This window comes from Polaromonas sp. P4_F9, from assembly GCF_056401235.1.
In genome coordinates, this window is record NZ_JBFUJT010000001.1 from 118508 (window position 1) to 142965 (window position 24458).

At 62.8% G+C, this 24458-nt stretch carries 28 protein-coding genes; 13 read left to right on the plus strand and 15 right to left on the minus strand.

Features of this window, described 5'->3' with window-relative positions; all coding sequences use genetic code 11:
- Positions 1–14: 14 nt before the first annotated feature.
- The 5 genes from AC1DUB_RS00540 (at position 15) to AC1DUB_RS00560 (ending at position 3344) form a co-directional block, all read left to right on the plus strand.
- On the plus strand, positions 15–1337 hold the full coding sequence (locus AC1DUB_RS00540; RefSeq protein ID WP_477727842.1) for an NAD(P)/FAD-dependent oxidoreductase: 1323 nt from the start codon (positions 15–17) through the stop codon (positions 1335–1337).
- A 31-nt stretch (positions 1338–1368) separates the two neighbouring features.
- Positions 1369–1509, plus strand: a complete 141-nt coding sequence (locus tag AC1DUB_RS00545; RefSeq protein ID WP_198140941.1) for a hypothetical protein — start codon at positions 1369–1371, stop codon at positions 1507–1509.
- A gap of 7 nt (positions 1510–1516) precedes the next feature.
- Positions 1517–1816: a VF530 family protein gene (locus AC1DUB_RS00550; protein WP_477719645.1), complete on the plus strand. Its 300-nt coding sequence runs from the start codon at positions 1517–1519 to the stop codon at positions 1814–1816.
- 97 nt (positions 1817–1913) lie between these two features.
- Positions 1914–2585: an RluA family pseudouridine synthase gene (locus AC1DUB_RS00555; RefSeq protein ID WP_477727843.1), complete on the plus strand. Its 672-nt coding sequence runs from the start codon at positions 1914–1916 to the stop codon at positions 2583–2585.
- A gap of 102 nt (positions 2586–2687) precedes the next feature.
- Positions 2688–3344, plus strand: coding sequence for a dioxygenase family protein (locus AC1DUB_RS00560; protein WP_477727844.1), 657 nt, complete (start codon positions 2688–2690; stop codon positions 3342–3344).
- A 76-nt stretch (positions 3345–3420) separates the two neighbouring features.
- On the opposite strand, the gene AC1DUB_RS00565 is transcribed toward AC1DUB_RS00560, so the two are convergent.
- The 8 genes from AC1DUB_RS00565 to AC1DUB_RS00600 form a co-directional block, all read right to left on the minus strand.
- Positions 3421–3858, minus strand: coding sequence for a universal stress protein (locus AC1DUB_RS00565; protein ID WP_477727845.1), 438 nt, complete (start codon positions 3856–3858; stop codon positions 3421–3423).
- Between the two features lie 239 nt (positions 3859–4097).
- Complete coding sequence (locus AC1DUB_RS00570) at positions 4098–5072, minus strand: Bug family tripartite tricarboxylate transporter substrate binding protein (protein ID WP_477727846.1); 975 nt, start codon at positions 5070–5072, stop codon at positions 4098–4100.
- A 76-nt stretch (positions 5073–5148) separates the two neighbouring features.
- Complete coding sequence (locus AC1DUB_RS00575; protein ID WP_477727847.1) at positions 5149–5865, minus strand: class II aldolase/adducin family protein; 717 nt, start codon at positions 5863–5865, stop codon at positions 5149–5151.
- 147 nt (positions 5866–6012) lie between these two features.
- Positions 6013–6294, minus strand: coding sequence for a DUF427 domain-containing protein (locus AC1DUB_RS00580; protein ID WP_477719651.1), 282 nt, complete (start codon positions 6292–6294; stop codon positions 6013–6015).
- A 160-nt stretch (positions 6295–6454) separates the two neighbouring features.
- Positions 6455–6907, minus strand: coding sequence for a hypothetical protein (locus tag AC1DUB_RS00585; protein WP_477719652.1), 453 nt, complete (start codon positions 6905–6907; stop codon positions 6455–6457).
- A gap of 22 nt (positions 6908–6929) precedes the next feature.
- Complete coding sequence (locus tag AC1DUB_RS00590; RefSeq protein ID WP_477727848.1) at positions 6930–7583, minus strand: glycine zipper 2TM domain-containing protein; 654 nt, start codon at positions 7581–7583, stop codon at positions 6930–6932.
- Between the two features lie 166 nt (positions 7584–7749).
- Entirely contained in the window at positions 7750–8268 is a 519-nt protein-coding gene (locus AC1DUB_RS00595) for a cupin domain-containing protein (RefSeq protein WP_477727849.1), read from the minus strand.
- 26 nt (positions 8269–8294) lie between these two features.
- On the minus strand, positions 8295–9434 hold the full coding sequence (locus AC1DUB_RS00600; RefSeq protein WP_477727850.1) for a DUF2855 family protein: 1140 nt from the start codon (positions 9432–9434) through the stop codon (positions 8295–8297).
- Between the two features lie 69 nt (positions 9435–9503).
- Here AC1DUB_RS00600 and AC1DUB_RS00605 point away from each other — a divergent pair, with 69 nt between their 5' ends.
- Positions 9504–10157: a TetR/AcrR family transcriptional regulator gene (locus tag AC1DUB_RS00605; protein WP_477727851.1), complete on the plus strand. Its 654-nt coding sequence runs from the start codon at positions 9504–9506 to the stop codon at positions 10155–10157.
- A gap of 31 nt (positions 10158–10188) precedes the next feature.
- Here AC1DUB_RS00605 and AC1DUB_RS00610 read toward each other — a convergent pair whose 3' ends face one another.
- Positions 10189–11208, minus strand: coding sequence for a methionine synthase (locus AC1DUB_RS00610; protein WP_477719687.1), 1020 nt, complete (start codon positions 11206–11208; stop codon positions 10189–10191).
- A gap of 78 nt (positions 11209–11286) precedes the next feature.
- Complete coding sequence (locus AC1DUB_RS00615; RefSeq protein ID WP_477727852.1) at positions 11287–12306, minus strand: LLM class flavin-dependent oxidoreductase; 1020 nt, start codon at positions 12304–12306, stop codon at positions 11287–11289.
- A gap of 147 nt (positions 12307–12453) precedes the next feature.
- Here AC1DUB_RS00615 and AC1DUB_RS00620 point away from each other — a divergent pair, with 147 nt between their 5' ends.
- A complete protein-coding gene (locus tag AC1DUB_RS00620; RefSeq protein ID WP_477727853.1) occupies positions 12454–13011 on the plus strand; it encodes a YaeQ family protein in 558 nt (185 codons plus the stop codon).
- Between the two features lie 80 nt (positions 13012–13091).
- Here AC1DUB_RS00620 and AC1DUB_RS00625 read toward each other — a convergent pair whose 3' ends face one another.
- On the minus strand, positions 13092–14786 hold the full coding sequence (locus AC1DUB_RS00625) for a long-chain fatty acid--CoA ligase (protein WP_477728077.1): 1695 nt from the start codon (positions 14784–14786) through the stop codon (positions 13092–13094).
- 300 nt (positions 14787–15086) lie between these two features.
- Between AC1DUB_RS00625 and AC1DUB_RS00630 the strand changes: the two genes are divergently transcribed.
- From AC1DUB_RS00630 to AC1DUB_RS00655, 6 genes are all read left to right on the plus strand, one after another.
- Positions 15087–16076: a Bug family tripartite tricarboxylate transporter substrate binding protein gene (locus AC1DUB_RS00630; RefSeq protein WP_477727854.1), complete on the plus strand. Its 990-nt coding sequence runs from the start codon at positions 15087–15089 to the stop codon at positions 16074–16076.
- Positions 16077–16444: 368 nt separating this feature from the next.
- Complete coding sequence (locus tag AC1DUB_RS00635) at positions 16445–17224, plus strand: GntR family transcriptional regulator (RefSeq protein ID WP_477727855.1); 780 nt, start codon at positions 16445–16447, stop codon at positions 17222–17224.
- The gene (locus AC1DUB_RS00640) at positions 17221–18021 is read left to right on the plus strand and encodes a transporter substrate-binding domain-containing protein (protein ID WP_477727856.1); all 801 of its coding nucleotides are present in this window, start codon (positions 17221–17223) and stop codon (positions 18019–18021) included. Before AC1DUB_RS00635 ends, AC1DUB_RS00640 begins: the two co-directional genes overlap by 4 nt.
- Positions 18022–18267: 246 nt before the next feature.
- A complete protein-coding gene (locus tag AC1DUB_RS00645) occupies positions 18268–18930 on the plus strand; it encodes an amino acid ABC transporter permease (RefSeq protein WP_477727857.1) in 663 nt (220 codons plus the stop codon).
- Positions 18931–19024: 94 nt separating this feature from the next.
- A complete protein-coding gene (locus AC1DUB_RS00650) occupies positions 19025–19678 on the plus strand; it encodes an amino acid ABC transporter permease (RefSeq protein WP_477727858.1) in 654 nt (217 codons plus the stop codon).
- Positions 19662–20456, plus strand: coding sequence for an amino acid ABC transporter ATP-binding protein (locus AC1DUB_RS00655; protein ID WP_477727859.1), 795 nt, complete (start codon positions 19662–19664; stop codon positions 20454–20456). Before AC1DUB_RS00650 ends, AC1DUB_RS00655 begins: the two co-directional genes overlap by 17 nt.
- 43 nt (positions 20457–20499) lie before the next feature.
- Here the strand turns inward: AC1DUB_RS00655 and AC1DUB_RS00660 are convergent, their stop codons facing one another.
- The 4 genes from AC1DUB_RS00660 to AC1DUB_RS00675 form a co-directional block, all read right to left on the minus strand.
- Positions 20500–21846: a YVTN family beta-propeller repeat protein gene (locus tag AC1DUB_RS00660; protein WP_477727860.1), complete on the minus strand. Its 1347-nt coding sequence runs from the start codon at positions 21844–21846 to the stop codon at positions 20500–20502.
- A gap of 54 nt (positions 21847–21900) precedes the next feature.
- Entirely contained in the window at positions 21901–22722 is an 822-nt protein-coding gene (locus tag AC1DUB_RS00665; RefSeq protein WP_477727861.1) for a creatininase family protein, read from the minus strand.
- Between the two features lie 64 nt (positions 22723–22786).
- Positions 22787–23257 carry a Cd(II)/Pb(II)-responsive transcriptional regulator gene (locus tag AC1DUB_RS00670; protein ID WP_477719667.1) on the minus strand — a complete coding sequence of 157 codons (471 nt, stop codon included), beginning with the start codon at positions 23255–23257 and terminating at the stop codon, positions 22787–22789.
- Positions 23258–23270: 13 nt separating this feature from the next.
- Positions 23271–24329 (minus strand): DMT family transporter, encoded by a 1059-nt coding sequence (locus tag AC1DUB_RS00675; RefSeq protein ID WP_477719668.1) that lies wholly within the window; start codon positions 24327–24329, stop codon positions 23271–23273.
- Positions 24330–24458 lie beyond the last annotated feature (129 nt).

Genomic DNA, 24458 nt, shown 5'->3' on the forward strand with positions numbered 1-24458 from the left:
GAGGAGGAAATTTTATGCAACGCATCGTCATCGTCGGCGGGGGCGCGGGAGGGCTGGCCCTGGCTACCCAACTGGGCAAGCGCCTGGGCAAAAAAGGGCTGGCCGAGATCACCCTGGTGGATGCGGCGCGCACCCATGTCTGGAAGCCGCTGCTGCACCAGCTGGCTGCAGGCAGCTTTGACACGCATGCCGAAGAAATCGAATACCTGGCGCAGGCCCGCTGGAACCACTTCAAGTTCCGGCTCGGCAGCCTGGTCGGGATTGACCGCCACAACAAAACCCTGCAGCTGGCCGCCAGCCATGACGCATCGGGCCGCGAGATCACGCCAGCCCAGCAACTGGGCTACGACACGCTGGTGATTGCCGTAGGCAGCCAGACCAACGACTTCGGCACACTCGGYGCTGCCGAGCACACCATCAAGCTGGACAGCCCGAAAGCGGCCCAGCACTTCAATGACCGCCTGATCAACGCCTTCATCCGCGCGCAAACCGTGCCGCGCACGGCCGGCAGCGGGCGCCTGACGGTGGCGATTGTGGGCGGCGGCGCCACCGGCGTGGAGCTGGCGGCCGAGCTGCACGCCGCAGCGCGCGTGCTGGCCAACTACGGCTTTGACCATATTCATCCCGAAAAGGATTTGCAGATTGTGCTGGTGGAGGCGGCACCGCGCCTGCTGGCGCAGTTGCCGGAACGCCTGAGCGAATCGGCCCTGCGCGAGCTGCGCAAGCTGGCGATTGAAGTGCACACCAATGAGAAAGTGGTTGAGGTCACCGCGGACGGCCTGAAGATGGCCAGCGGCAAGGTGGTGCCGTCCAGCATCACCGTGTGGGCGGCCGGCGTGAAGGCCGCCGATTTTTTAAAGACCATTGGCGCGGGGCCCGACGGCACGGATCCGCTGGAAACCAGCAGGCTCAACCAGCTGATGGTCAACGGCAATCTGCAGACCACGCGCGACCCGAGCATTTATGCCTTTGGCGATTGCGCCGCCTGCCAGCAGCCCGATGGCACCTGGGTGCCGCCGCGCGCACAGGCCGCCTACCAGCAGGCCATGTACCTGACCCGGGCGCTGCCGCTGCTGGGCGCGGGCAAGACAGTGGCGCCTTTTGTCTTCAAGGACCAGGGCTCGCTGGTGTCGCTGGCCGAATATTCGTCGGTGGGCAGCCTGATGGGAAGCCTCTCCCACGGCAGCTTTTTCGTCGAAGGCCAGCTGGCCAAACTGATGTACTGGGCGCTGCACAAACAGCACCAGCTGGCACTCGGGGGCCTGAAGAAAACCATGCTGATCACACTGTCTGAAATGATTGACCGGACGCACCGGCCACGCATAAAGTTGCATTGATAATCAGGACTCAATCTAACCGGAGAATGCCATGGCAAAAGGTCAACAAAACAGCAACAAGATGGTCAAGAAGCCCAAGAAGGACTCGTCACCACCCAAACCGGTGTCACCCGATGCGGTTCGCCCGACCATCGTGACCCAGGTACCGCTGCGGGGCAAGCTGAAAAAGTAGGCCAGCCATGGCTGCGCCCTCCTCCGCTGCGCCTCCGGCCGTTCCACCGCAGCCGGGCAACCCGCTGCATGGCGTCACACTGGAAGCCATCGTTACTGCGCTGGCCGATCACTATGGCTGGGAAAACCTCGGGCAACGCATCAATATCCGCTGTTTCACCAGCGAGCCCAGCGTGGCATCGAGCCTGAAGTTTTTGCGCAAGACACCCTGGGCGCGCGAAAAGGTCGAAAGTCTTTACCTCTTCATGCTGCGCGAAAACCGGCGTGCCAGCCCACCCGTGCACAACTTTCCGCCCCCGCGGACCTGACACACACTGCACCCAAACGCCAAACGCGGGAGAGCCGGCATTCCTCAGTCCGCCGCACCGCGACATCCCGGCCAGCCCCTGCCACCTCCCCCTGTTGATGCCGAACACCAACCCCCTGTCTGCACCACTGGAAATCGTCCACACCGACGATCTTTTTCTGGTGCTCCGCAAACCCAGCGGCCTGCTCGCGGTGCCGGGGCGCGGCGAGGACAAGCAGGACTGCCTGAGCACGCGCGTGCAGCTGCAGCATCCCGAGGCCTTGGTGGTGCACCGGCTGGACATGGGCACCTCCGGCCTGGTGGTCATGGCGCGCAGCCGCGATGCACAGCGCGCCCTCAGCCAGGCCTTTGCAGAACGCGCCGTGCACAAACGCTATGTGGCGGAGGTCGACGGCCTGGTCACAGCGCCCGCTGATTCGCCCGACGGCTGGGGCCGCATCGATTTACCCATCATCGTGGACTGGGCCCGGCGACCCTTGCGGGTGATCGACACCGAACGCGGAAAGCCCAGTCTGACGCGCTGGCAGATCCAGCATCACGATCCGCAGCGCAATACCACCCGCCTGGTTCTTGAGCCTGTGACGGGCCGCTCGCATCAGCTGCGCGTCCATCTGCAGGCGATCGGGCACCCGATCGTAGGCGACGCCCTCTATGCGCCACCCGCCATGGCGGCCGGTGCCAGCCGTCTGTTATTGCACGCCTGCCTGCTTGCCTTTGCCCATCCGCTGGGCGGACAATGGATGCAATTCGAGAGCCCGCCTCCCTTCTGAGCCTCCTGCGTGCCTTTTTTCCAGGTCGCCAGCTCTGGCGGCGTCAGCGGGATGGGTTCGGGCGGGTTCGCGATCTCCGGATTTCGAAATAGGAGAACTGCCATGCTTCTAAAGCCAAAGCCTCCTGACCGGCCGGCCCCACTGGGCTGGAACCGCCGCGCCGTTGCGCTGGCGCTGGTTGCCTCGCCTGTAGTCTGGACGGGCGCCCGCGCCCAGGCGGCCCGGCCGCGGCGCGCAACCCCCAGCCAGACCGAAGGCCCGTTTTACCCGCTCACCCTGCCGCAGGATGCAGACTTCGACCTGCTGCGCAACGGCGCGCTGAATTACACGCAAGGCGAGGCAAGCTGGCTCGAAGGCTCGGTCACCGACCTGAGCGGCAAGCCCCTGCGCGGCGCGCAGGTTGAAATCTGGCAATGCGACCACGCCGGCCACTACGATCACCCCGGCGACGGTGGTCATATCGACAAGGCGTTTCAGGGCTTTGGCCGGGTGACGGTCAATGCGCAGGGCGAGTACCGCTTTCGCACCATTCGGCCGGTGGCTTATGGCAGCCGCGCGCCGCATATCCATGTGAAGGTCAAGCTCGGCGGCCGCGAGTTGCTGACGACGCAACTCTATGTGGCCGGTGAGCCGCTGAACCAGCGTGATTTTTTATGGCGAAACCTGCGGGACGACGATGCCCGAGCGGCGCTCACCATACCGTTCACCCCCGTTCCGGACGGGCTACGGGCGCAGTTCCCGCTGGTGGTGGAGGCCTGAGGCATTCGGCAGCCCGCTGACACAGCCCCGCATGAAGCCGGGCACCGGGAACTTTCACCGCGGCAGTCTTGATGTACTAGTCGCGAACCACCAGCACCGGCAAATGGGCATGGGACAGCACCTGGGCCGTGACACTGCCCAGCACCAATTTTTCCAGCCCACGACGGCCGTGGGAACTCATGACGATGAGATCTGCACCCACCGATTCCGCTGTTTGAAGGATGCCGCGGTAAATCGCGTGGCCCTCGACGATGGATGCTGTCACAGTGATGCCGTGGTCCAAGAAAGCCTGCTTGGCGGCACTGATCGCTTCATTGGCCTCGGAGGTGGCTGCACTGAGGTATTCGGCCTGCCCATAGGAGAAATCATTTCCCACTCCAGTGAAAGCATAGGGATCGATGACGTAGATAACCGTCACCGCGCTCTTGAACGCCTCGGCTATCGCGATCGCCTTCCCGGTAGCCTGACGAGCGGTAGACGAACCGTCTACGGGCACCAAGATATGCTTGAACATGATGGAATCTCCTTGAGAGCCATGGGAAGATTCTGAGGCACGAACCGTAGTCCGGTCAATGCCTGTACTGGCGGGCCTGAATGAGGGGTTCGTCCTGTATTACTTACAGATCATTACCAGCGATCATTACAACCCTCATCACTGCAGGTGATTGCGCCGGCAACCACCTGCAGACCTGCTGCCGAAAAGCCGATGCCGCAACGAATAGTGGATGCAAAAAGCAGGGTTCCCGGACTTTCCTATTCGGCCTTGATATTGGCAGACCTGGCCAGCTGCGCATAGCGTGCGAGATCGGCCTTGATCAGCCTGGCCAGGTCAGCCCCATTGCCCGCGTAGGGCTCCACGCCCGCGGCCGAGAGAGACTCCCTGATGGCAGGCTCCGCCAACACGTTCTGGACATCCGCATAGATGCGGGCCACCACCTCCGGCGGCATCTTGGCCGGTCCCATCAGGGCGTACCAGATGGAAAAATCCAGCGGCTTGAGGCCCTGCTCTTCGAAGGACGGGATTTGGGGCATCAGCGGGTATCGCGCCGCAGTCGACACGCCGATGCCATGGAGTTTGCCGCTCTTGATGTGCGGCGCCACCAGGTTGGCACTGAGGATGGCCAGCGGCACCTGGCCGCCCACCACATCCGTCAACCCCGGTGCGCAGCCCTTGTAGCCCACATGCGTGGCACTCACGCCGGACTTCTGCTTGACAAGCTCCATCACAAAATGCTGCGGCGTGCCTATGCCGCAGGAGCCGTAGCTCAGCGCCGCCGGGTTGGCCCTGGCGTAGTCCACCAGTTCCTTGAGCGTCTTGATGCCGGTGCCCTGGTGCGCGACCAGGGCAATCGGCGTGAGGCCGAGCAACATGATGGGTGTGAGGTCTTTTTCCGGGTCGTAATTGAGCTTGCCGGAAACGGCGGGGTTGACCACCATGGTGCTGTTTTGCAGCAGCAGCGTGTAGCCGTCTGCCGGGGACCGCACCACCGCCTCGGTGCCGATGTTGCCCGATGCGCCGGCCCGGTTGTCCACCGCGATGCCTTGCCCCCACACGGTCTGCAGCCGTGCGCTGATCTGGCGCGCCAGCACGTCGGAGCCGCCGCCGGTGCCGTAGGGAACAATGATCCTGACGGCACGGGCAGGGTAAGTGTCTGCCCATGCCTGGGGCGCGGAAAAGTGCGTGGCGGCGGCCAGGCCCAGCAAACCCACGAAAGTGCGAAGCGACATGCGTGTCTTCATGTTGGGACTCATGTTGTTGATCTGATGTTGTTGATCTGATGTTGTCGAGCTGCTGTAAGCGGCTTCAGGCGAACGGCGCGATGGACAGTGACCACAAATCCCAGGCTCTGACCACCTGCCCTTCCGTGCTGGCTGCGGCCAGTGCCGCTTCCTCCTCGTTCAGGAAGTTGATCGGGCCGAGCGCTGCGGCCTGGAGTTGCAACTTGGCATTGACCTCGGCATAAATGGCCCGGTACACCGCCAACTCCAGGGACGGCGCCACCGTGGTGGAGCCGTGGCCACGCATCAGTACGCAGTTGTGCCGGCCCAGCGACTCAGCCAGTGCCTTGCCGAGGCCGCTGTCGCGAATCAGCAGGTCGGTGTTGCCGCCAGCATCGCGAATCTCGAACAGCGACGAGCCGCTGCCCAGAAAACCGCTCATGTGAAAAATGGGCCGCAGACGCTGGCCCGTGGCGCCAAACGGGATCACGCTTTGCGAGTGGCTGTGGACCACCGCCACCACATCGGGGCGCGCCTTGTAGATTTCGCTGTGGATGAAGCGCTCCAGATAGGAACGCTTGTCCGACGTCACGGCCAGGTCGCCGTTGAGGTCATAGGTCAGGATGTCCTCGGGACGCACCAAACCGGGCGCCCGGTTGCAGGACAGCAGGAAATGGGAGGGCGATGCGTCGTGGCGCACACTGACGTGCCCGAAACCGTCGACGACGCCCTGGTCGTACAGGATGCGGTTGGCAATAGCGAGTTTTTCAACCAGCGCAGGATCGGGCTTGGGAAGGGTCATGCGGAGTCCTTATTCAACCTGGCCATCATCGGCCATTTTTAATAAGTATACATATCACTTTGCCGCTTGACCAGCCGAAACCGTGGTTGCCGGCAGAGGGTAAACCCGCCCCCTGGGCTGCGGGAGCTTGCGCGCGCGACGCGCCACTCAGGGCTCGATCTTCACGCCTTTCCAGAACGCCACGCGGCCTTTGATTTCTTCCGCCTCGGGCTTGGGGTCGGGGTAATACCAGGCCGCGTCGGTATTCATTTCGCCATTGACCAGCAGCGAGTAGTAGCTGGCCTGGCCTTTCCAGGCGCACATGGTGTGGTGATTGCTGAACGTCACGTAGTCGCGGTTGAGCGAGGTTTCGGGGAAATAGTGGTTGCCCTCGACCACCACGGTGTCATCGCTCTGCGCAATCACTACGCCGTTCCAGATTGCTTTCATTGATTTTTCCTCAAATTTGCTGAAGTGCAGTCAATCTTCGCACAATGCCGGCCCAAAACCGCAGCTGACCGGGGCTGCAGGCGCAAACGCCGAGCCCATGAAAAAAGGTGCCGGTGACTGGGCACCGGCACCTTCATGAAGGCTGCGTGAACATCGCGACTCAGTCGTCGTGATTGCCCTTGCCATGGCCTTTGCCATGATGCTTGTCCTTCTTTTCCTTATGGTCCTTGTAGTCCTTGTGTTCCCCGTATTCCCTGTTGTACTTGACGCGCTCGTAGTCGTCGTCGCCATCAACCCTGACGAAGTACACAGGCCGGCCGCAGGCGTTGTACCTGGCGCAATGCTTGGACCATTTTTTGGCATGCCCGGGCGGCACGTGCAAATACAGCGGCTGCTGCACCATCACCGGCGAGCGCTGAATGATGACGGGCTGGGTGTAGATCAACGGAGGCGGCGGCGCATTGCCGATGTCAATGCGGCCGTACACGCCCGGCGCCAGCGCGCCTTCGACGGTGGCGCTCACGTACGGCGTAGCGGCCTGGACGGCCCCACCTGCCAGCACCGACAGGGCGAGAAGCCCGCCCAGCAGCAGGGGTCTGATTGTTGTGTTCACAGTGTTGTTCTTTCTAGGTTAATCAGCCGGCGGCCGATGCGGTCGATGCCAGCCGAAGCGTGTTGCCTTCGACGACCACCCGCGAACCGATAGCGATCGCGCTCCCATGTTCAAGGGTGCGTATGGACCCGTTGTGCATGCGCACGCGCGTCTGGTAGACGGTGACTTTTTTCATGTTTTTCTCGATGGTGTTGCCGGCGTACGCGCCGCCTGCGACGCCGAGCACCGTCATGGCGGTCTTGCCATTGCCGCCGCCGACCTGGTTGCCCAGCAGGCCACCGACGACACCGCCGGCGACGGTGCCCAGGCCCACCGTGGTGCCGCCAACGGCAACGCCGTTGACCTGGCCCTGGCGTTCTACCGCGACGACCGACTCCACCGTGCCGCAATTGGCGCAACTTTCGGCCTTGGGCGCTTTGGCCACAACGACGGGTGCGTGCCTGGCGCCGATTGTCGCCATGTGATCGGTTTTGGCTGGCTGCTGCTGGGTCTGGGCAATGGCTTCGGTACCGCCGGGCTGCGCCTCGGTACGGCTCACCACTAGCGCGGCCGCCAGTGCCAGCACGGTCACGCCCATAACCGCCATGGTCGGAATGAGCGCCTTGCTATGACGCAATTTATCGCCAAAAGCTGGCTCGTTGGCTGGCTGACCGACTGCTTGTTTGTTGTTCTCCACAAAGGGACTCCTGTTGATGAGTCCCATTTGTAACAAACACCGCCAATCCGCCATGTAGGAGAAGGTGACAATCGTAAGTAAAGTTTGCAATCGTTCCGGACAAGCTGCGCTTTTACGCGGCTTATCCGCCCTTGCAACCGGCCCTCAAACGAACGCTACGCCGCGTCTACACACCACCGTGGGGATGGGTAGGGTCCACCCACAACACGGTGACGGGCTTCTCGACCGGTTCAATGTCCAGATTCACGGCCACCGCCTCACCGTCGCTGCGGCACAACACACATTCCAGTGTTTCGGTCGGGCTGGCATTGATTTCCTGGTGCGGCACATAGGGCGGTACATAAATAAAGTCACCCGGCCCGGCTTCGGCCGTGAACTCCAGATGCTCGCCCCAGCGCATGCGGGCCTTGCCCCTCATCACGTAGATCACGCTTTCCAGATGACCATGATGGTGGGCGCCGGTCTTGGCATTCGCATGAATCGTCACGGTGCCGGCCCACAGTTTCTGGGCGCCCACGCGGGCAAAGTTGATCGCCGCGCGGCGGTCCATGCCCGGCGTTTGCGCGGTATTGCTGTCGAGCTGGTTGCCCGGAATCACCCGAACGCCATCATGCTTCCAGGCCGGCTCCGGAGCTTCATGCGTATGCGCAGGGTCGTGGGGGCCGTGTGTGTGATCAATGCTCATGTCAGCCGCCAGTGATGTGCAGATTGTCAGCGTACACCATCCTCAGGCGCTCCGTCCAGCACCACCACATGACCCTGCTGCGGATCCAGGCGGCCGCCGTTCAGGTCATCAATCAAGGCCTGCGCGGCTTCAAACCCGCGGTGTTCCACCACCTGCATCCAGGGATGCTGCGCGTCGCTGATGCGCCGGATGAAGGCCAGCTGCGCTTCGTTGAAGCGCTGGTTCACCACGGCATGTCCCCAGTCGGCATTGCGTTTACGAATTTGCACCGGTGCAAAATAAAACTGCGGTGCGGGCCCTGGCAGGTCGAGCGGGCGCAGGAATTGTGTGTTCTGCGCCGAACCGGCATAGCAGTCGTACACCAGCGATTCGCCAAAGTGCTGGTGCACCGCCCGGCGCAGGTCTTCGTCACCCGAGAAATCGACATACAGGGTGGGCCTGTTGCGGTCAAGCCGCGGCAATGCCTCATAGCTGGCGACCTCGCCATAGCAGCCCAGGCCTTCGACAAAGCGCTGGTTGCGCGCCGAGGTCAGCGCCACGCGGTGGATCGCTGGATACGCCTCCAGGCAAAAGGCTGTGCCATAGGCTGTTTTGCTGGACGCGCTGGAAAACACCAGCTGCGCCGCCCCAAAGAAAGCGTTGTCCTGCAGGAAATCGGCAAGCATGAATGAAGTGATGAACAGCGGCCGCACCAGCATCTGGCAGTTTTCGTCGGCCTCGCGCCAGGCGGCATCGGCGCTGCAGCGCATGTACTGGTTATAGGCCGATGTCAGGGTTTGGCGATGCGCGGCGCCGTCATAAAAGCCCCGCTCCGTCACCCGCTGCGGCTGCACGCGCAGATGGCTGGCAATGGGAAAGTAGCCGTAAAAGCGCTCGCCCACTTCCACACCGGGCACGCTGGAGCTCACCACGTCGGCAAAGCCCCAGACCGGCATATGGCCCCACCCGGCCTCGCCGGTCGGGAAAAAATCCCAGTACTGCATGGCCTCGCCGAACGCGGCGTAGGTGATGTTGTTGGTGGTGAGGGCGACGCGCCGGATTTTCAGCAGCGCCTCGCCGGCAGCCGCAGGGAGGGTGTCTCCTGCGGGCTGTGCAACCGCAATGCGGGTGTGATTCAATGCATCTTTATTCGTGAGCAGCCGTGTCAGCGTGGCCGGATTGTTCATGGTGGTTCTTCCTTTGGATCATCTGGAATTTGATCAAGCGATCAGTACATGATCAGTACATGACAACCAATGTATAGCCGGCCACCTTCTTCCGGGTTCGGAAAACCCGCTGCCGCCAAACCCCGCAAACGCCCCACGCAGGCCCGCGCGGTGTTCACGGTGCAGGCGATTTACGACGCCTTTGTTCGGATTTGGCGCCAGCACGGGTGGGCCGGCGTAACCACCCGTGCGGTGGCGCTGGAAACCGGCGTGTCGGTCGGCACGCTCTACGACTATTTCCCCAACAAGACGGCGCTGCTCTCAGGCTATGTACGCCATTGCGTGGAGCAGCTGTTGCAAGCCATTGAGCAGCAGGCGGTGGCGCCGCCTCACCTCCCATGGCAGGCACGGTTGCAGGCGCTGGTTCGCCTGGTCTGTGGTGTGAACGCGCCGGAACTGTCGTGGTTTGACGCGGGCATGCAGGCCCTGGAAGCCGGGATTGCCGAAGCGAAACACCACCGGCGCGCGCACGAAGAACTGCTCGCGGCGTGGATCCGGGTGTTTGATGCCTGCGACGACCTGCCCGCGCGGCCCTCGCGCGAAGCGATCCAGGCCATGCACCTGGCGGTCTGGGGCGCAAAGCGCTACGGGCTGCTGATTGGCCTGAGCGACGCGGAAACCGCCCAATGGGCCCTGCAGATGGAGCGCCTGTGCCTGGCGATGGTGGAAGCCGGCCAATCCTGAGGCGCCCGCCCTCCGGTGTCTGATGTTCCGGCTACTTGTAGCGCTCGCGTGCCAATGCGGCGCCCTGCGCCAGCGCCTGCAGCTTTTTAAGCGCCACCTCACGGTCCATCGGCGCCAGGCCGCAATTGGTGCAAGGCAACAGGCGGTTTTTGGGCACATACTGCAGCGCCTTGCCAATGGTGTCGGCCACCTGCTCCGGCGTTTCAATCTCGTCACTGGCCACGTCGATCACGCCGACCATCACATCCTTGCCTTCGAGCAATGCCATCAGGTGCGGCGGCACATGCGAGTGGTAGCACTCCAGGCTCACCTGCTGGATGCTGCTTTTGGCCAGTGCCGGAAACACGGTCTCATACTGGCGCCATTCTTCACCCAATGAGGCCTTCCAGTCGGTATTGGCCTTGATGCCATAGCCGTAGCAGATGTGCACGGCCGTCGTGCAGGTCAGGCCCTGCGCGGCGCGCTCCAGCGCCTTCACGCCCCAGTCGGCGGCTTCCTTCATGTAGACATTGAAGGCCGGCTCATCAAACTGGATGATGTCCACACCGTCGGCCTGCAGGGCCAGCGCTTCCTGGTTCAGCAGCTCGGCAAATGCCATGGCCATCTTGACCTTGTCGCCGTAAAACTGGTCGGCTACCGTGTCGACGATCGTCATCGGGCCGGGCAGGGTGAACTTGATTTTTTTGGCGGTGTGGGCGCGCAGCAGGCGTGCCTCGGTGGCATGCACACGGCCTTTGAGTTTCAGTTCAGCCACCACCTGCGGCACCATGGCGTCATAGCGGTTGTCGCGTATGCCCATCCTGACCTTGTGATCAAAGTCAATGCCGGCGACCTGCTCCAGAAAGCCGTGCACAAAATGCTGGCGCGACTGCTCGCCGTCGCCGATCACATCCAGGCCCGCGTCCTCCTGCGCCTTGATCCAGAGCAGCGTGGCGTCGGCCTTGGCCTGCTTGAGCTCATCGCCTTCGGCCTTCCACTGCGGCCAGAGTTTGTTGGTTTCCGACAGCCAGGCGGGTTTGGGCAGGCTGCCGGCAATGGTGGCGCTAAACAGGGGAGATGTCATTCAGGGTCCTCGGTTGTCTCGGTTTTTCTCGGCTTTTCCCGGTTGATAGTTTTTGGTTCGTTATTTTCAGCTTGAGATACCGCCCTGCACAAACTCGCGCGCCAGCAATTCGTAGGAGCGCCGGCGCGCCGCCGGGTCGTGGGTCCAGGTGATCACCGCCAGCTCTTCAACCTCCAGTGTGTCGGCCAGGCTGCGCAGCCTGGCGGCCACCTGCGGCCCGCTGCCCACCAGCGCAGTCTGCCTGAGCTGGGCAAGCTCCGGCTGCTCGGCGTCGCTGTAGGGTCGCAGCGCCACTTCGGCCGGAGAAAGCAGCGGCCCCAGCGCGCCTTTGTTCCTGTCTATTTTCCAGCGCTCGCGGCCCGAAAAATGATGCCAGGCCTGCGCCTCGGTATCGGCCGCCAGGGCCCAGACGCACAACACGGCCTGCGGCTGCGGGTGGCGCGGGCTGGGCCGGTACAGCCGGCGGTATAAATCCAGCGCCTGCTGCGCACCCCGTCCGTCGGTGATGAAGTGCGCAAAGGCATAGGGCAGGCCATAGTGCGCCGCCAGCTGCGCGCCATAGTCGGAACTGCCCAGCATCCATAACTCGGGCGAGGTCGGCCCCGTGGGGTTAGCAGTCACGCCGCGCCCGGAATGGCCTTCCGGCAAATCGACACCCGACACCCAGGCCTGCAATTCACGCACCTGCACCGGGAAGTGTTCCGCCGACTGGTGGGGATTGGCAGTCAACAGCCGCGCGGTGCGCATGTCCGAACCCGGCGCACGCCCCACGCCCAGGTCAATACGCCCGGGCGCCAGCGCCTCCAGCACACGGAACTGCTCGGCCACCTTGAGCGCCGCATAGTGCGGCAGCATGACGCCGGCGCTGCCCACGCGTATGCGCTGGGTGGTGGCGGCAATCGCCGCCATCAGCACCTCGGGGGCCGAGCCGACGATGCTGGGGTGGCTGTGGTGTTCGCTCACCCAGAAACGGTGGTAGCCCAAGGATTCGCAATGGCGGGCCAGCGCGAGGGTTTCGCGGATGGAGGCATCTTCAGTACGGCCGCTGACGGCAACCGACTGGTCGAGAACAGACAAACTTGGCATCGGCAAACTATAGCCAGCATTGATAAACCTTGCTGGCGAAGACCCGCCCTGACCGTCCCATGGGGGCGACCCCGCAAAAGGCTGTTCCAATAGAGGGTTTAAATGCAGGCCCCATGCCTACCGGGGCCGTACCTGGAACCCCTTCCCATGGCACTCAAAGCCACCATCTACAAAGCCCAGTTGCAAATCGCCGACATGGACCGTGCGGTGTACGCCGACCACGGCGTCATCATTGCCCGCCATCCGTCCGAGACGGATGAACGCATGATGATCCGCCTGCTGGCTTTTGCGCTGAACGTACCCGCCGACGACAAGCAGGGCAAGCTGGAATTTGCCAAGGACCTGTGGGACGTGGACGAGCCGGCGCTCTGGCACAAGGACTACACCGATGCCGTGCAGCACTGGATCGACGTGGGTCAGCCCGACGACAAGCGCCTGATGCGCGCTGCGGGCCGGGCCGAACGCGTGAGCACCTACAGTTTTTCCAGCAGCACGCCGGTGTGGTGGAAAAATATCGAGACCAAGCTCACACGCGCAGCCAACCTGGTGGTGTGGCAGATCGAGGCGGCGCAAAGTCAGGCGCTGGCCAGGCTGGCCGAACGCAGCATGCAGCTGCAGGTCACCATCCAGGATGGCACGGTCTGGATGAGCACCGGTGCGGAGTCGGTGGAGATCACGCCGCGCAGGCTGACCAACGGCGGTTGAGCCGTTTTCTCCAGCCCGCTGCGCGCGACGATCCCGGTAGTTGACAACGCCCAAAAATACCCGGGATGCCGGTGGCCGGTTCAGGGTTTCCCGGTTTCAACTTCCTGCAGCGTGCGCCACATGACCTTGCCCGAGCCGCTTTTCGGCAATGCATCGACGAACTGGACGATGCGCGGGTATTTGTACGCCGCCATGTTCTGCTTGCACCAGTTGATGATGTCGTCCTCGCTGGTCTTGCCCCTGGCCTCGGCGCGCAGCACCACCACCGCCTTGACGGTTTCGCCGCGGTAGGCATCGCTGCTCGAAATGATGCAGGCTTCCTGGATGGCCGGGTGCCGGAACATCAGCGCCTCCACCTCGGCCGGCCAGACCTTGAAACCCGACGCGTTGATCATGCGCTTGAGCCGGTCGGTGAGGAAGAAGTAACCCTGCTCGTCCATTCGCCCCAGGTCGCCGGAACGAAAAAAGCGTTTGCCGTCCAGCTCGATGAACGCGGCGGCCGTGGCGTCCGGGCGCTTCCAGTAGCCCTGGAAGTTCTGCGGCCCGCACATGATGATTTCGCCCTGCTCGCCCTGCGGGACTTCCTTCAGCGTCTCGGGGTCGATCACGCGCGCATCGGTGCTGACAAAAGGCACGCCCAGACATTGCTGCCGGGTCGCATCATAGGGATTGCTGTGCGACGGCCCGCCGGTTTCGGTCAGGCCATAGCCTTCGGCATAGCGCAAGCCGTATTGCTCCCACAAACGCTGGGCCACGGCCTGCGGCATGGCCGCGCCGCCGCCACCGATGTAGACCAGGCTGCTGAGGTCGAACTCGGTGAAGTTCGGGCTGGCCATCAGGTCGATCACCATGGTCGGGATGTTGGTCCAGTGCGTTACGTGCCAGCGCGAGATCAGCCGCCCGGCCAGCTCGCGGTCCCAGCGCGGCATGATGACCAGCGTGCCGCCGCCATAAATCGTCGCATGCAGCACCGACACCATGCCGGTGATATGGAACATGGGCACCACCGACAGCGTGACGTTTTCAAAGGTGCTGTTGCCCCACAAAATGCTGGCCACCGCGTTATGCATGATGCTGGCATGCGTGTGCATGCAGCCCTTGGGCAGGCCTGTCGTGCCGCTGGTGTAGGGCAGCACCGCCAGGTCCTGCGGGGTGGCCGTGTGCGCCGGCAATTCACCAGCGCCATCGGCCAGGGCATCGGCCCAGTGCATCACGGAGCCGCCCTCGAGCGCGGGCAACGCATGCCGGCTGCCCAGCCAGTCGCGCCAGGCTTCAGGCAGGTCGCCGCCGTTTTCGCCGGCATTGGCATCAAAGGCATCGCTGTAGTGCGTCACGATCAGGTGCGCCAACCGTTCACCGGGTGCCAGTTCGGCGTTGGCCCGGGCCAGTTCGGGGGCCAGGTCAGCCGCCGTGATTGCGACCCTGGCGTCGGGGTCCGTGATGTAGTGCTTGAGTTCCTCGGCCCGGTTCATCGGGTTGACGGGCACCACCACGGCATTGGCCCGCAGGATGGCAAAGTGCGCAATCACCCACTGCGGGCAATTTTGCATGTTGAGCACCACGCGGTCGCCCTTGCGCACGCCCAGCCGGTGCAAGGTGGCGGCCAGCCGCTCGGCTTGCCGCAGCACTTCGGCATAACTGAGCACCCGGTCAAAAAACACCAGCGCCGGCTTGTCGGGAAAACGCAGCGCGCTGACGGCGAGGTTGTGCCACAGCGATGTGGCCGGAGGCGTGATGCTGCGCGGCAAGCGCCTGGGCCAGACCTGGTAGTGCAGGTCGTGGCGCGGGGCCGCATCGGGCAGGGAGGCGTCGGCAGGCGGGTGTGAAGACAAGGATGGGCTCCGGATAAGGCTCGGTTCACCACAGCCTACCCGCACTTCGCGCCGCCTGCATCGGGGAAGCTCCCGATAAAACAGTGTCACCTGCGTGACCCGGCGTCTCTATGATGAAAGCGCCCTGAGCGCTGCGCACAGAACGTGAAAGCCTTGTTTTTTTCATCCATCCATTCATCCATCCATCCATCGCTGGCCCCTGTGCATCGATCCACACGAAAAACAGAGAAACAAAGACACACCATGCGCCACTTCACCCTACCCGCCGCCTTCTCGACCCTGCCCCGCATCCTCGTGGCGGCGCTGCTGCTCGCCAGCGCCACGGCGTTCGCCGCATTTCCCGACAAGCCGATCCGCGTGGTGATCGGTTTCCCGGCGGGCGGCCCGCTTGACCAGCATGCGCGACTGCTGACCGAGCGGCTGCAGACGGTGCTGGGCCAGCCCATCGTGATTGACTACAAGTCGGGCGCCGGCGGTACGGTGGGCGCCCAGGATGTCATGAAGGCAGCGCCGGACGGCTACACGCTGATGCTCGCCAACACCGGCGTGATGGTCATCAACCCGGCCCTGTACACCCGCCTGCCCTACAGCACGCTGAAGGACTTCACGCCGATCGCGCGCACCGCCATGCAGCCGCTGGCGCTGCTGGTGAACCCCAAACTGCCGGTTAACACGCTGAGGGAGTTTGTGGACTACACGCGCGCCCGGCCCGGCCAGGTCAACTACGGCTCCGCCGGCAACGGCGGCATCAGCCACCTGGTGCCCGAAATGTTCAAGAACGCCACCGGGCTCTTCATGGTTCACATTCCCTACCGCGGCAGCGCGCCGGCCTTCACCGACCTGATGGCCGGGCAGGTGCAGTTCATGGGCGAGTCAATCCCGCAAGCGGCCAATTACCACAAGCAAGGCAAGGTGCGGGCGCTGGCCGTCACCAGCCGTGAGCGCAACCCCGCCCTGCCCGATGTGCCCACCGTCATCGAATCAGGCTTCAAGGGTTTTGAGGTGGTGGGCTTTTACGGCTTCCTGGCGCCTGCCGGCCTGCCCAAGGACATCACGGCCAAATTGAGCGATGCGTTCAAACAGGTGATGAGCAGCCCCGACATCCGCAACCGCATGGTGACCCAGGGCGCCGACCCGGCCTTCATGGGCAGTGAAGAGTTTGCCCAGTTCCTGGTGGCCGAAATGCCGCGCTGGGCCCAGGCGGTCAAGGCCTCGGGCGCGAAGCTCGACTGATCCGCTGCGGGAGGAGGAGGAGCGCGATCACCGCACGGGCGATGCCTTGGCGCGACGCTTCACTCCACCCGGCCAGCAAATCGGGCACGGACCCGGGCCACGGTACTTGTGCCCACGGCTGCAGGTTTTCCAGCCACCGCGATTGGGACGATTGGGATGTTCCATGGGTGCCTCCTGGCGCCTGATCACTCAAGCGCCGAAAAAATGGCAGCGCGGCCGCTCCCGGCCCGCAATGCCTGCGTTTGGTGCGGGTCGGCCCCAAAAAGCTGCAGTTTGCAGCACCAGCACACCACACAGGTGCACATATCTTGTATACCAGCCAGTTAAATCAGTCCAGGCCCTGGCACGGGATATGCACTGCCTCCTGCATGACCACGGCCTCCCACATCAGCAACCGCATCATTGAAGCCGTGATGGCGCAAAAGCTGGCGCCCGGCGCGCGCCTGGGTGAACAGCAGCTGGCCATGCTGTTTGACTGCAGCCGCACCATCGTGCGGGAAGCCCTGACCCACCTGGCCGCGCGCGGCATCGTCACGGTCAGTGCGCGGCGGGGCTGGTATCTCATTGAGCCCTCCAGGGAGGAAGCGCGTGAAGCCTTCGAGGCGCGGCGCGTGATCGAGATGGGGCTGATTCGCTGCACACGCGACGTCAGCAAGTCCGCCCTCAAGCAGCTCAAGAGCCACCTGACCCGCGAAAAAGCGGCGGTCAAGGGAGAAGACGTCGGCCTGCGCAGTTTTCTGCTGGGCGACTTCCATGTGTGCCTGGCCGAATGCCTGGGCAACAATCTGCTGGCTGACACCCTGCGCGACTTCACTGCACGCACCACCCTGATCGCCATGCTGTACCAGTCCTCGCACGATGCGGCCCAGTCCTGCGAGGAGCATGTGCGCATTGTGCAGGCCCTTGAAAAAGGCGACCTCGTGCTGGCCGAACAACTCATGCAGGCGCATATCGGCAACGTGCAGGCGGGCCTGCAGCTACAGGCTGCGGGCGGCGATCCGCTGGCGCACCTGCGCAGCGCGCTGAGCCCGCTTTCGCCCGCAAAGGCCAGATCGGCACAAGAGTTGCCTACAAGTGTTCGCAAAACCGGCCGGCGCCCGGCCAAACCCCCTGAAGAATCCTCAACCTATCTAGGAGCCCTGCTATGAAGTTACCCCAACTCTCCAAACGCCTGTTTTCCCTGAGCATGATGTCGGCCGCCTTGCTGGTCGCAGCGGGCGTGCAGGCACAAACGGCGCTGGACGACGTGATGAAGGCCAAAAAAATCACCATCGCCATCCCGACCGACTTTCCGCCGTATGGCTTTGTCGGCCCCGACCTCAAGCCGCAGGGCCTGGACATCGACATGGCCAACTACATCGCCGCCAAGCTCGGCGTCGAGATTGAACTGACACCTGTCAGCAGTGCCAACCGCGTGCCTTACCTGCAAACCCGCAAGGCTGACCTGGTGATCTCCACATTGGGCAAAAACGCCGAGCGCGAAAAAGTCATCGACTTCACGGCCGCTTACTCGCCTTTCTTTCAGGCTGTCTTTGCGCCCAAGTCCATGAGCATCAAGAGCTTTGCCGACCTGTCAGGCAAGAGCATTGGCGTGACGCGCGGCGCGATTGAAGACCAGGAACTGACCAAACTCGCCCCCGCCGGCGCGGACATCAAACGCTTTGAAGACAACAACGCCACCGTGTCATCGTTCGTCGCAGGCCAGGTGCAACTGATTGCCACGGGTGCCTCAGTCGCCGGCAACATGATGGCCAAAAACCCGCAACTCGCTGCCGAGTACAAACTGCTGCTCAAGGACTCGCCCAACTTCATTGGCGTGGGCAAGGGCGAAGACAAGCTGCGCCTGAAGGTCAATGAAATCATCGCAACGGGCAAAAAGGCAGGCGACATTGACAAGATGGCTGTGAAATGGCTGGGTCGCCCTGCCGGTGATTTGCCACAGTAAATATTGCACACCCCCGTTGGGGCTCGCTTTGCGTAGCCCCCTCCCCCCTTGCAGGGGGCGCCGCTTGTGGCCCGGCGAAGCCGGTTCCACGGCGGCGGGAGTTGCACACCCCTGTTGGGGCTCGCTTCGCGTAGCCTCCCCCCTTGCAGGGGGCGCCGCTGGTGGCCCCGGTAAAGCCGGTTCCACGGCGGCCTTGGTAGAGATGCAGAAGAGACTGTCGTTATTTTTTAAAAGGAGTGAAGCCAGATGCGGGTTGAGTTGGACTTCATCGCGGTCTTGAGCCAGTGGCCCTTGCTCGCCAAGGGCGTGCTCTGGACGGTAGGCCTGACGGTCATCTCTGCGATGATGGGCGTGGTAGCGGGCGTGGCGTTTGCCTGGGTCCGCTCGCACGGCGCACCCTGGCTGAAATGGGTCGTGGGCACCTATGTGGAGCTCATCCGCAACACGCCCTTCATCGTGCAGCTCTTCTTTGTGTTCTTTGGCCTGCCTGCGGCGGGCATCAAGCTCTCGCCCGAGGTCGCTTCCATCATCGCCATGGTGATCAACCTGAGCGCCTACGCGACAGAGATCATTCGTGCCGGGATTGACGCCACACCCAAAGGGCAAATTGAGGCCGCGATGAGCCTGGCGCTGAACCGCATGCAGACCTTTGTGCGCGTGGTCTTGCCGCCCGCACTCCGAAAAGTATGGCCTTCACTCGTCAGCCAGATCATCATCGTGATGCTGGGCTCGGCGGTGTGCGGGCAAATTTCGACCGAAGAGCTGAGCTACGCCGCCAACCTGATTCAAAGCCGCAACTTTCGCGCCTTTGAGGCTTACATCGTGGCCACGCTGGTTTACCTGACGCTGGCTGTCGGGGTAAGACAACTGCTCAACTGGCTGGGTCCGCGTTTCCTTTTTGGCAGATAAATAAATATGCCCCCACACTTACTCACTACATGTAGTTCGCTGCCCCCCGAGGGGTCGCAGGCCTGCTTGGGGCGGCCCGGCGCGAGGCCTGACCATGGTTGAATTCTCCGTCTGGGACATTTTTCGCAACCTTTTGCTGGCCGCCCGCTGGACGGTGGTGCTGTCACTGATTGCCTTTGTCGGCGGTGGCATTGTTGGCCTGCTCTTGCTGGTGGCCCGGCTTTCCAAACTACGCGGCATGAACACGCTGGTCGGTGGCTATGTGCAGCTGTTTCAGGGCACGCCGCTGTTGATGCAGCTTTTTCTGGCTTACTTCGGCCTTGCGCTGTTTGGCATCAAAACCTCTGCCTGGGTTGCCGCGTCGGTCGCGCTCACGCTGTACACCAGCGCCTTTCTGACCGAAATCTGGCGCGGCTGTGTGGCGGCTATTCCCAAGGGGCAATGGGAGGCGGGCCAAAGCCTGGCGCTGAGTTTTCGCGAGCTGCTGCAGCATGTGGTGGTGCCGCAGGCCATCAAAATCGCCATCCCGCCCACCGTCGGTTTTCTGGTGCAGGTAGTGAAGGGAACCGCGCTCGCCTCGGTGATTGGTTTTATCGAGCTGACCAAGGCGGGCACCATGATTACCAACGCCACCTTCAAGCCCTTTGTGGTGTACAGCTGTGTGGCCCTTTTGTACTTTGCGCTGTGCTTTCCCATCAGCCTGTACGCCAAGACACTGGAGAGAAAAATCAATGCAAACCGCCAATAACGCCGTTGAAGAAGCTGCTGCTGTTGCAGCATCAACAGCACAACGCGCCATTGTGCAAATCACCGCCCTGCGCAAGTCGTATGGCACGAATGAAGTGCTCAAGGGTATTGACCTGCGAGTTTCGCAGGGCGAAGTAATCGCCATCATCGGCAAAAGCGGCTCGGGCAAGAGCACGCTGCTGCGCTGTATTAATGGCCTTGAAGTGTTTCAGCAAGGCGCGCTCACCGTGGATGGCAAACCTTTGCTGCATGAAAGCGCCATGGCCATGCGCGAGCTGCGCCAACGCGTAGGAATGATCTTCCAGAGCTTCAATTTGTTTCCTCACCTCACCGTGGGGAAAAACATCATGCTGGCCCCGTCGCTGGTGAAAAAGAAAGACGGTGCCGCAGCCACCGAGCAGGCGCGCAAGCTGCTCCACCGCGTGGGCCTCGCAGAAAAATTTGATGCCATGCCCGATCAGCTCTCCGGTGGCCAACAGCAACGCGTGGCCATCGCACGGGCGCTGGCCATGGAACCCGCCGTGCTGCTGTGCGACGAAATCACCTCGGCACTGGACCCGGAATTGGTCGGCGAAGTGCTGCGCGTGGTCGAAAGCCTGGCCGACGAAGGCATGACGCTGCTGATGGTGACGCACGAAATGAACTTTGCCCGCAAGGTCTCAGACCGCGTGATCTTTATGCACCAGGGCCGCGTGCATGAGATGGGCCCGCCTGCGGAGGTGTTTGGCAACCCGCAGACGCCCGAACTCAAACAGTTTTTGTCATCACTGCACGATTAGGCAAGGAAGCGGCAAGGAGGCAGGACTGCCACCCTGCAGCCCCTTAGCGCAGGTTTCCCGTGTGGCCCAAAGAAAACCGGCCGGGCTGTGGCCACACGGTCAGGCCGTGCGGCTCGCGCCCCACCTTGATTTTGTCCACCGCGCCTGTGTCTGTGTTGAAGCGGTAGGCCACGTTGTCGTAGCGCCCGCCCAGCCAGAGGTATTTGCCGTCGCCGCTGACGTTGCCCATGTCGGGGCTGCCGCCGCCTGGAATGGTCCAATTTTTGGTCACGGCGCGGCTGGCAAAGTCAATCACCGACACGCTGCCTTTGCCGCCCGGTGTGCCGCGAATTTTGTTGCTGCCGCGGTTGGCCACGTACAGGCTCTTGCCGTCGCGGCTGGGGTAAAGGCCGTGGGCACCCACCCCGGTAGGAATAAAGCCGATCTGCCTGAAGGTTTCGCCATCCACCACATGAACGCCATCGACCATCATGTCGGCCACAAAAAAGGTCTTGCCGTCTGGCGAGATGCGCACGTCTTGCGGCATGCCCGGCGTGGTGCAAATGTCGGACCCTGGCTTGCCGGGGTCGGCAATGTAGCGTGGTTTTTTTCCTGGCGCGGCAATGGCGGCCAGCGCATCCGGGCGGTCAAAGTAAGGAGAAAGCTTGATCGTGCCCATCACGCTTCGGTTCACTAGGTCGATTTTCGTCATCGAACCGTTGAACTCACAGGTGAACAAGGCGAATTTTCCGTCGATGGAAAAATCGGCATGGTTGATGCCTGCGCACTGGGGCGTGGGAATGGAAAACTTCATGGCCATGGTGCGCGCATCGCGAAAGTCCAGCCGCTTGTAGGCCTCGGCCACCACAATGGCGTATTGCCCATCGGGCGACCAATACAGGTTGTAGGGGTCGTCCACGGGCACCGATTTGCCGGGCTTGCCTGTTTTAGGGTCAATCGGCGTCAGGCTGCCATCGGTGCGTCCTTCAGCATTATTGGCCACCCACAGGGTGCGCAAGTCCCAGGCGGGCACCACGTGTTGCGGGTGGACGCCGACCTTGAAGGTGTCGATGACTTTCAGCGTGTTGGGATCAATGACCGACACCGTGTTGTCACTCCGGTTGGGCACATAGACGCGCTCCAATGCGCCGCTCACCGCAGGACTCCAGCGGCCAGGCGAAATTTCGCTATAAAGATTGGTTTTGTCCAGGGCCGCGGGCATGCCGCTCACCATGTCGATAGCCCCACCGGGTTTGGCCGCTGGGCTAGCGGCTGCCGTGGCCGATGTCCCAGCCGTTGGTGCTACCGCCTTGGTGGCGGTTTGGGCAAGCGCCCACGACCCGGCCACCGCTAAACCTGCAGCAAGCAGCGCTGCCGCCACGCCATAATTTTTACGCATTTGCTTCAGCATGTTACTTTTCACTTTCAAAACGGGTCACTGGCCCAAGGCTCAAAAAAACAAAATCTAGCGCGGCAAGGCCACCGCTTTTTTAATGGCCTCAGTGGCAATTTTAACGACCGCGTCCACCCCCAGTTGCCCATTGGCCGCGCTGGATGCGCGGGGGTCCCCGAGGGTGCCGCCACGCCAGCCCGCACGCGCCGCCTCGGCAAAGCGCTCCGGCCTGACCATTGTGCTGTCGATCGCCATCAGCAAAGAGGTATCGGCTGACCCAGCATGGGTTCCTATCTCAGCGTCGCTCAGGCCTTTGGCCTTGAGCGCCGCCACGTAGGCAGTTTGCGTGGCGCGGTAATACTCGCCAATGTAGTGCGCGCGTACCGGCGTTTTGGCCCAGTCCTTGTTCAGGCCCTGCGCCACGGCGGCTAGCGCGGCCTGGTAGTTGCCGCTGTCGCCCACCAGCACCACATCGCTGAAGCCGTGCTTCTTGAAGCTGCGCGCGGCCCCGCGCAAAATGCTTTTGAAGGCGTCCTCGGGCACAGAGAGGGTGCCAGCAAACTGCATGTGCTCGGTGGGCGGCTCCACCGAGCCTTCTGGGGTGTAAGACAGCACCGGGGCCACCAGCGCATTGCCCAGCGACACCGCAATCTTGCCGGCCAGTGCTTTAGCCCGCGTATTGTGCTTGCCCAACGCCATGTGGGGCCCGTTTTGCTCGGTGCCGCCCACCGGAATGATGAGGGTGGTTTTTCCGGCGCGTAGCGCAGCACTGACCTCCTGGGTGGTCAAGTCTTCAATAAACACACTGCCCTGTGCAGCGCTCATGGCCGGCAGGCAGGCCAGGCCTGCCAGACACAAGCAGGCCAGCGCCTTGCGCCCGTAACTTTTCACCATAAAACTCCCGCTGATTTTTGACAACAAACGCACACTGACCTGAGAGCGTAACGCAAGCGTGACCTCAGACGTGCCGCTTGACCGCTGCGGTCGGCTTTGCCTGCACAGGCAAGGCATCGGCCCGCTCATGCAACGCTTCAATGGTGTGGCAAAGCGCATCGGTGCCGTCGCAGCGGTCGCGCAAGGCCTTCAGGTCTTTTTCAAGGGTCCTCAACTCCGCCAGGCGCGCGCGCACATGGACCAGGTGCCCATCCAGCGATTCGCGTGCCGTGGCGCAGTCCGCCTTGCGGGTCAGGTCCAGCGCCAGCAGGGTACGCACCTCGTCCAGCGACATGTCCATGGCGCGGCACAGGCGGATGAAGCGCAGCCGGTGCACATCGCCATTGCTATAACAACGATAGCTGTTCTCGCTTCTTCCATGCGGGCTCAGGAGCTTTTCCTTTTCATAAAACCGTATGTTGGTGGCCGGCACGCCGCTCAGGGCGGCCGCCTCGCTGATGCGGTACGGTGCCGGGGTCGTGCTGTCAGTGCGCATGTCGCTACTCCTTTCAGTGGTCATGGCGATGATGGGCATCGGGGTAATGCGCATGGCTGTGGGTCATGGGCTCGTGGCGGTGGCGGTGCGAATGCGGCCCCTCAACCGCAGGTACATGCTCATGCGCATGGTGCTCATCATGCGAATGCAGGTGCTCGTGTTCCAGCGCCTCGTGCTGGTGCACATGCGCATGGTGTTCGGTCAGGTGCAGCCAGATTCCGAGGCCCATCAGGGCGGCGGCGGCCAGCAACTGCCAGGTGACGGGTTCGCCCAGAAAAATCACCGCACACAGCGCGCCGACAAATGGCGCGGTGGAGAAATAAGCGCCGGCGCGCGAAGCGCCAAGGTGCCGCAGGCCCACCACAAACAGCGCGAGGCTGACGCCATAAGCCAGCAAACCGACCAGCATGGCAACCGGCACCTTGGCCAGCCCGGGCAGCGCCGCACCGGCCAGAAAAGCCAGCAGCAGATTCGTGGCGCCGGCGGCCAGCCCCTTCACGCAGGCAATCCATGACGCATCGGCCAACGCGACCTTGCGCGTGAAGTTGTTGTCCAGCGCCCAGAACAGGCAAGCGAGCGTCACCGCGAGCGCGGGCCACAGCGAGGTCAGCGCCATTGCACCGGGCACATCCTCCTGCTGAGGCCAGCTCAACAACAAGGCGCCCGCCACGATGGCCGCCATGCCGAGGGCAATGCGCCTGTCGAAGTTCTCGCGAAACACCACCCAGGCCAGCAGCGCCGTCAGCACCGCTTCCGCATTGAGCAGCAAGGCCGCATGGCTGGCCGGCATCGCCGACAGGCCCCACATCAGCAGGACGGGAGCGATACCGCCGCCACACACTACCGCCGCGACCAGCCACCCTATTTCACCCGGATTGAGGCGGGGGGTAGCGGCCCGCCGCAGCCAGCGATACAGGCCCAGGCCCAAGCCAGACCCGAGATACAGCAGCCCGGCCAGCATCCACGGGCTGACCTGGTCCAGCAGCCACTTGGCCAGCGGTGTGCCGGCGCCAAACAGGAAAGCCGACGCCAGCGCCGCAACAATCCCCGGTTGCCAACGCGCAATTTGCATATTCAAGTTCCTGATCCCCTTAAACCAACCCTTAAACCATCCCTTAAACCATTCACTATCTTCGGCCACACTCGGCCACACTCGGCCACGTTCAGCCACATTCAAGCGGACAACACCAGGCCAACACCA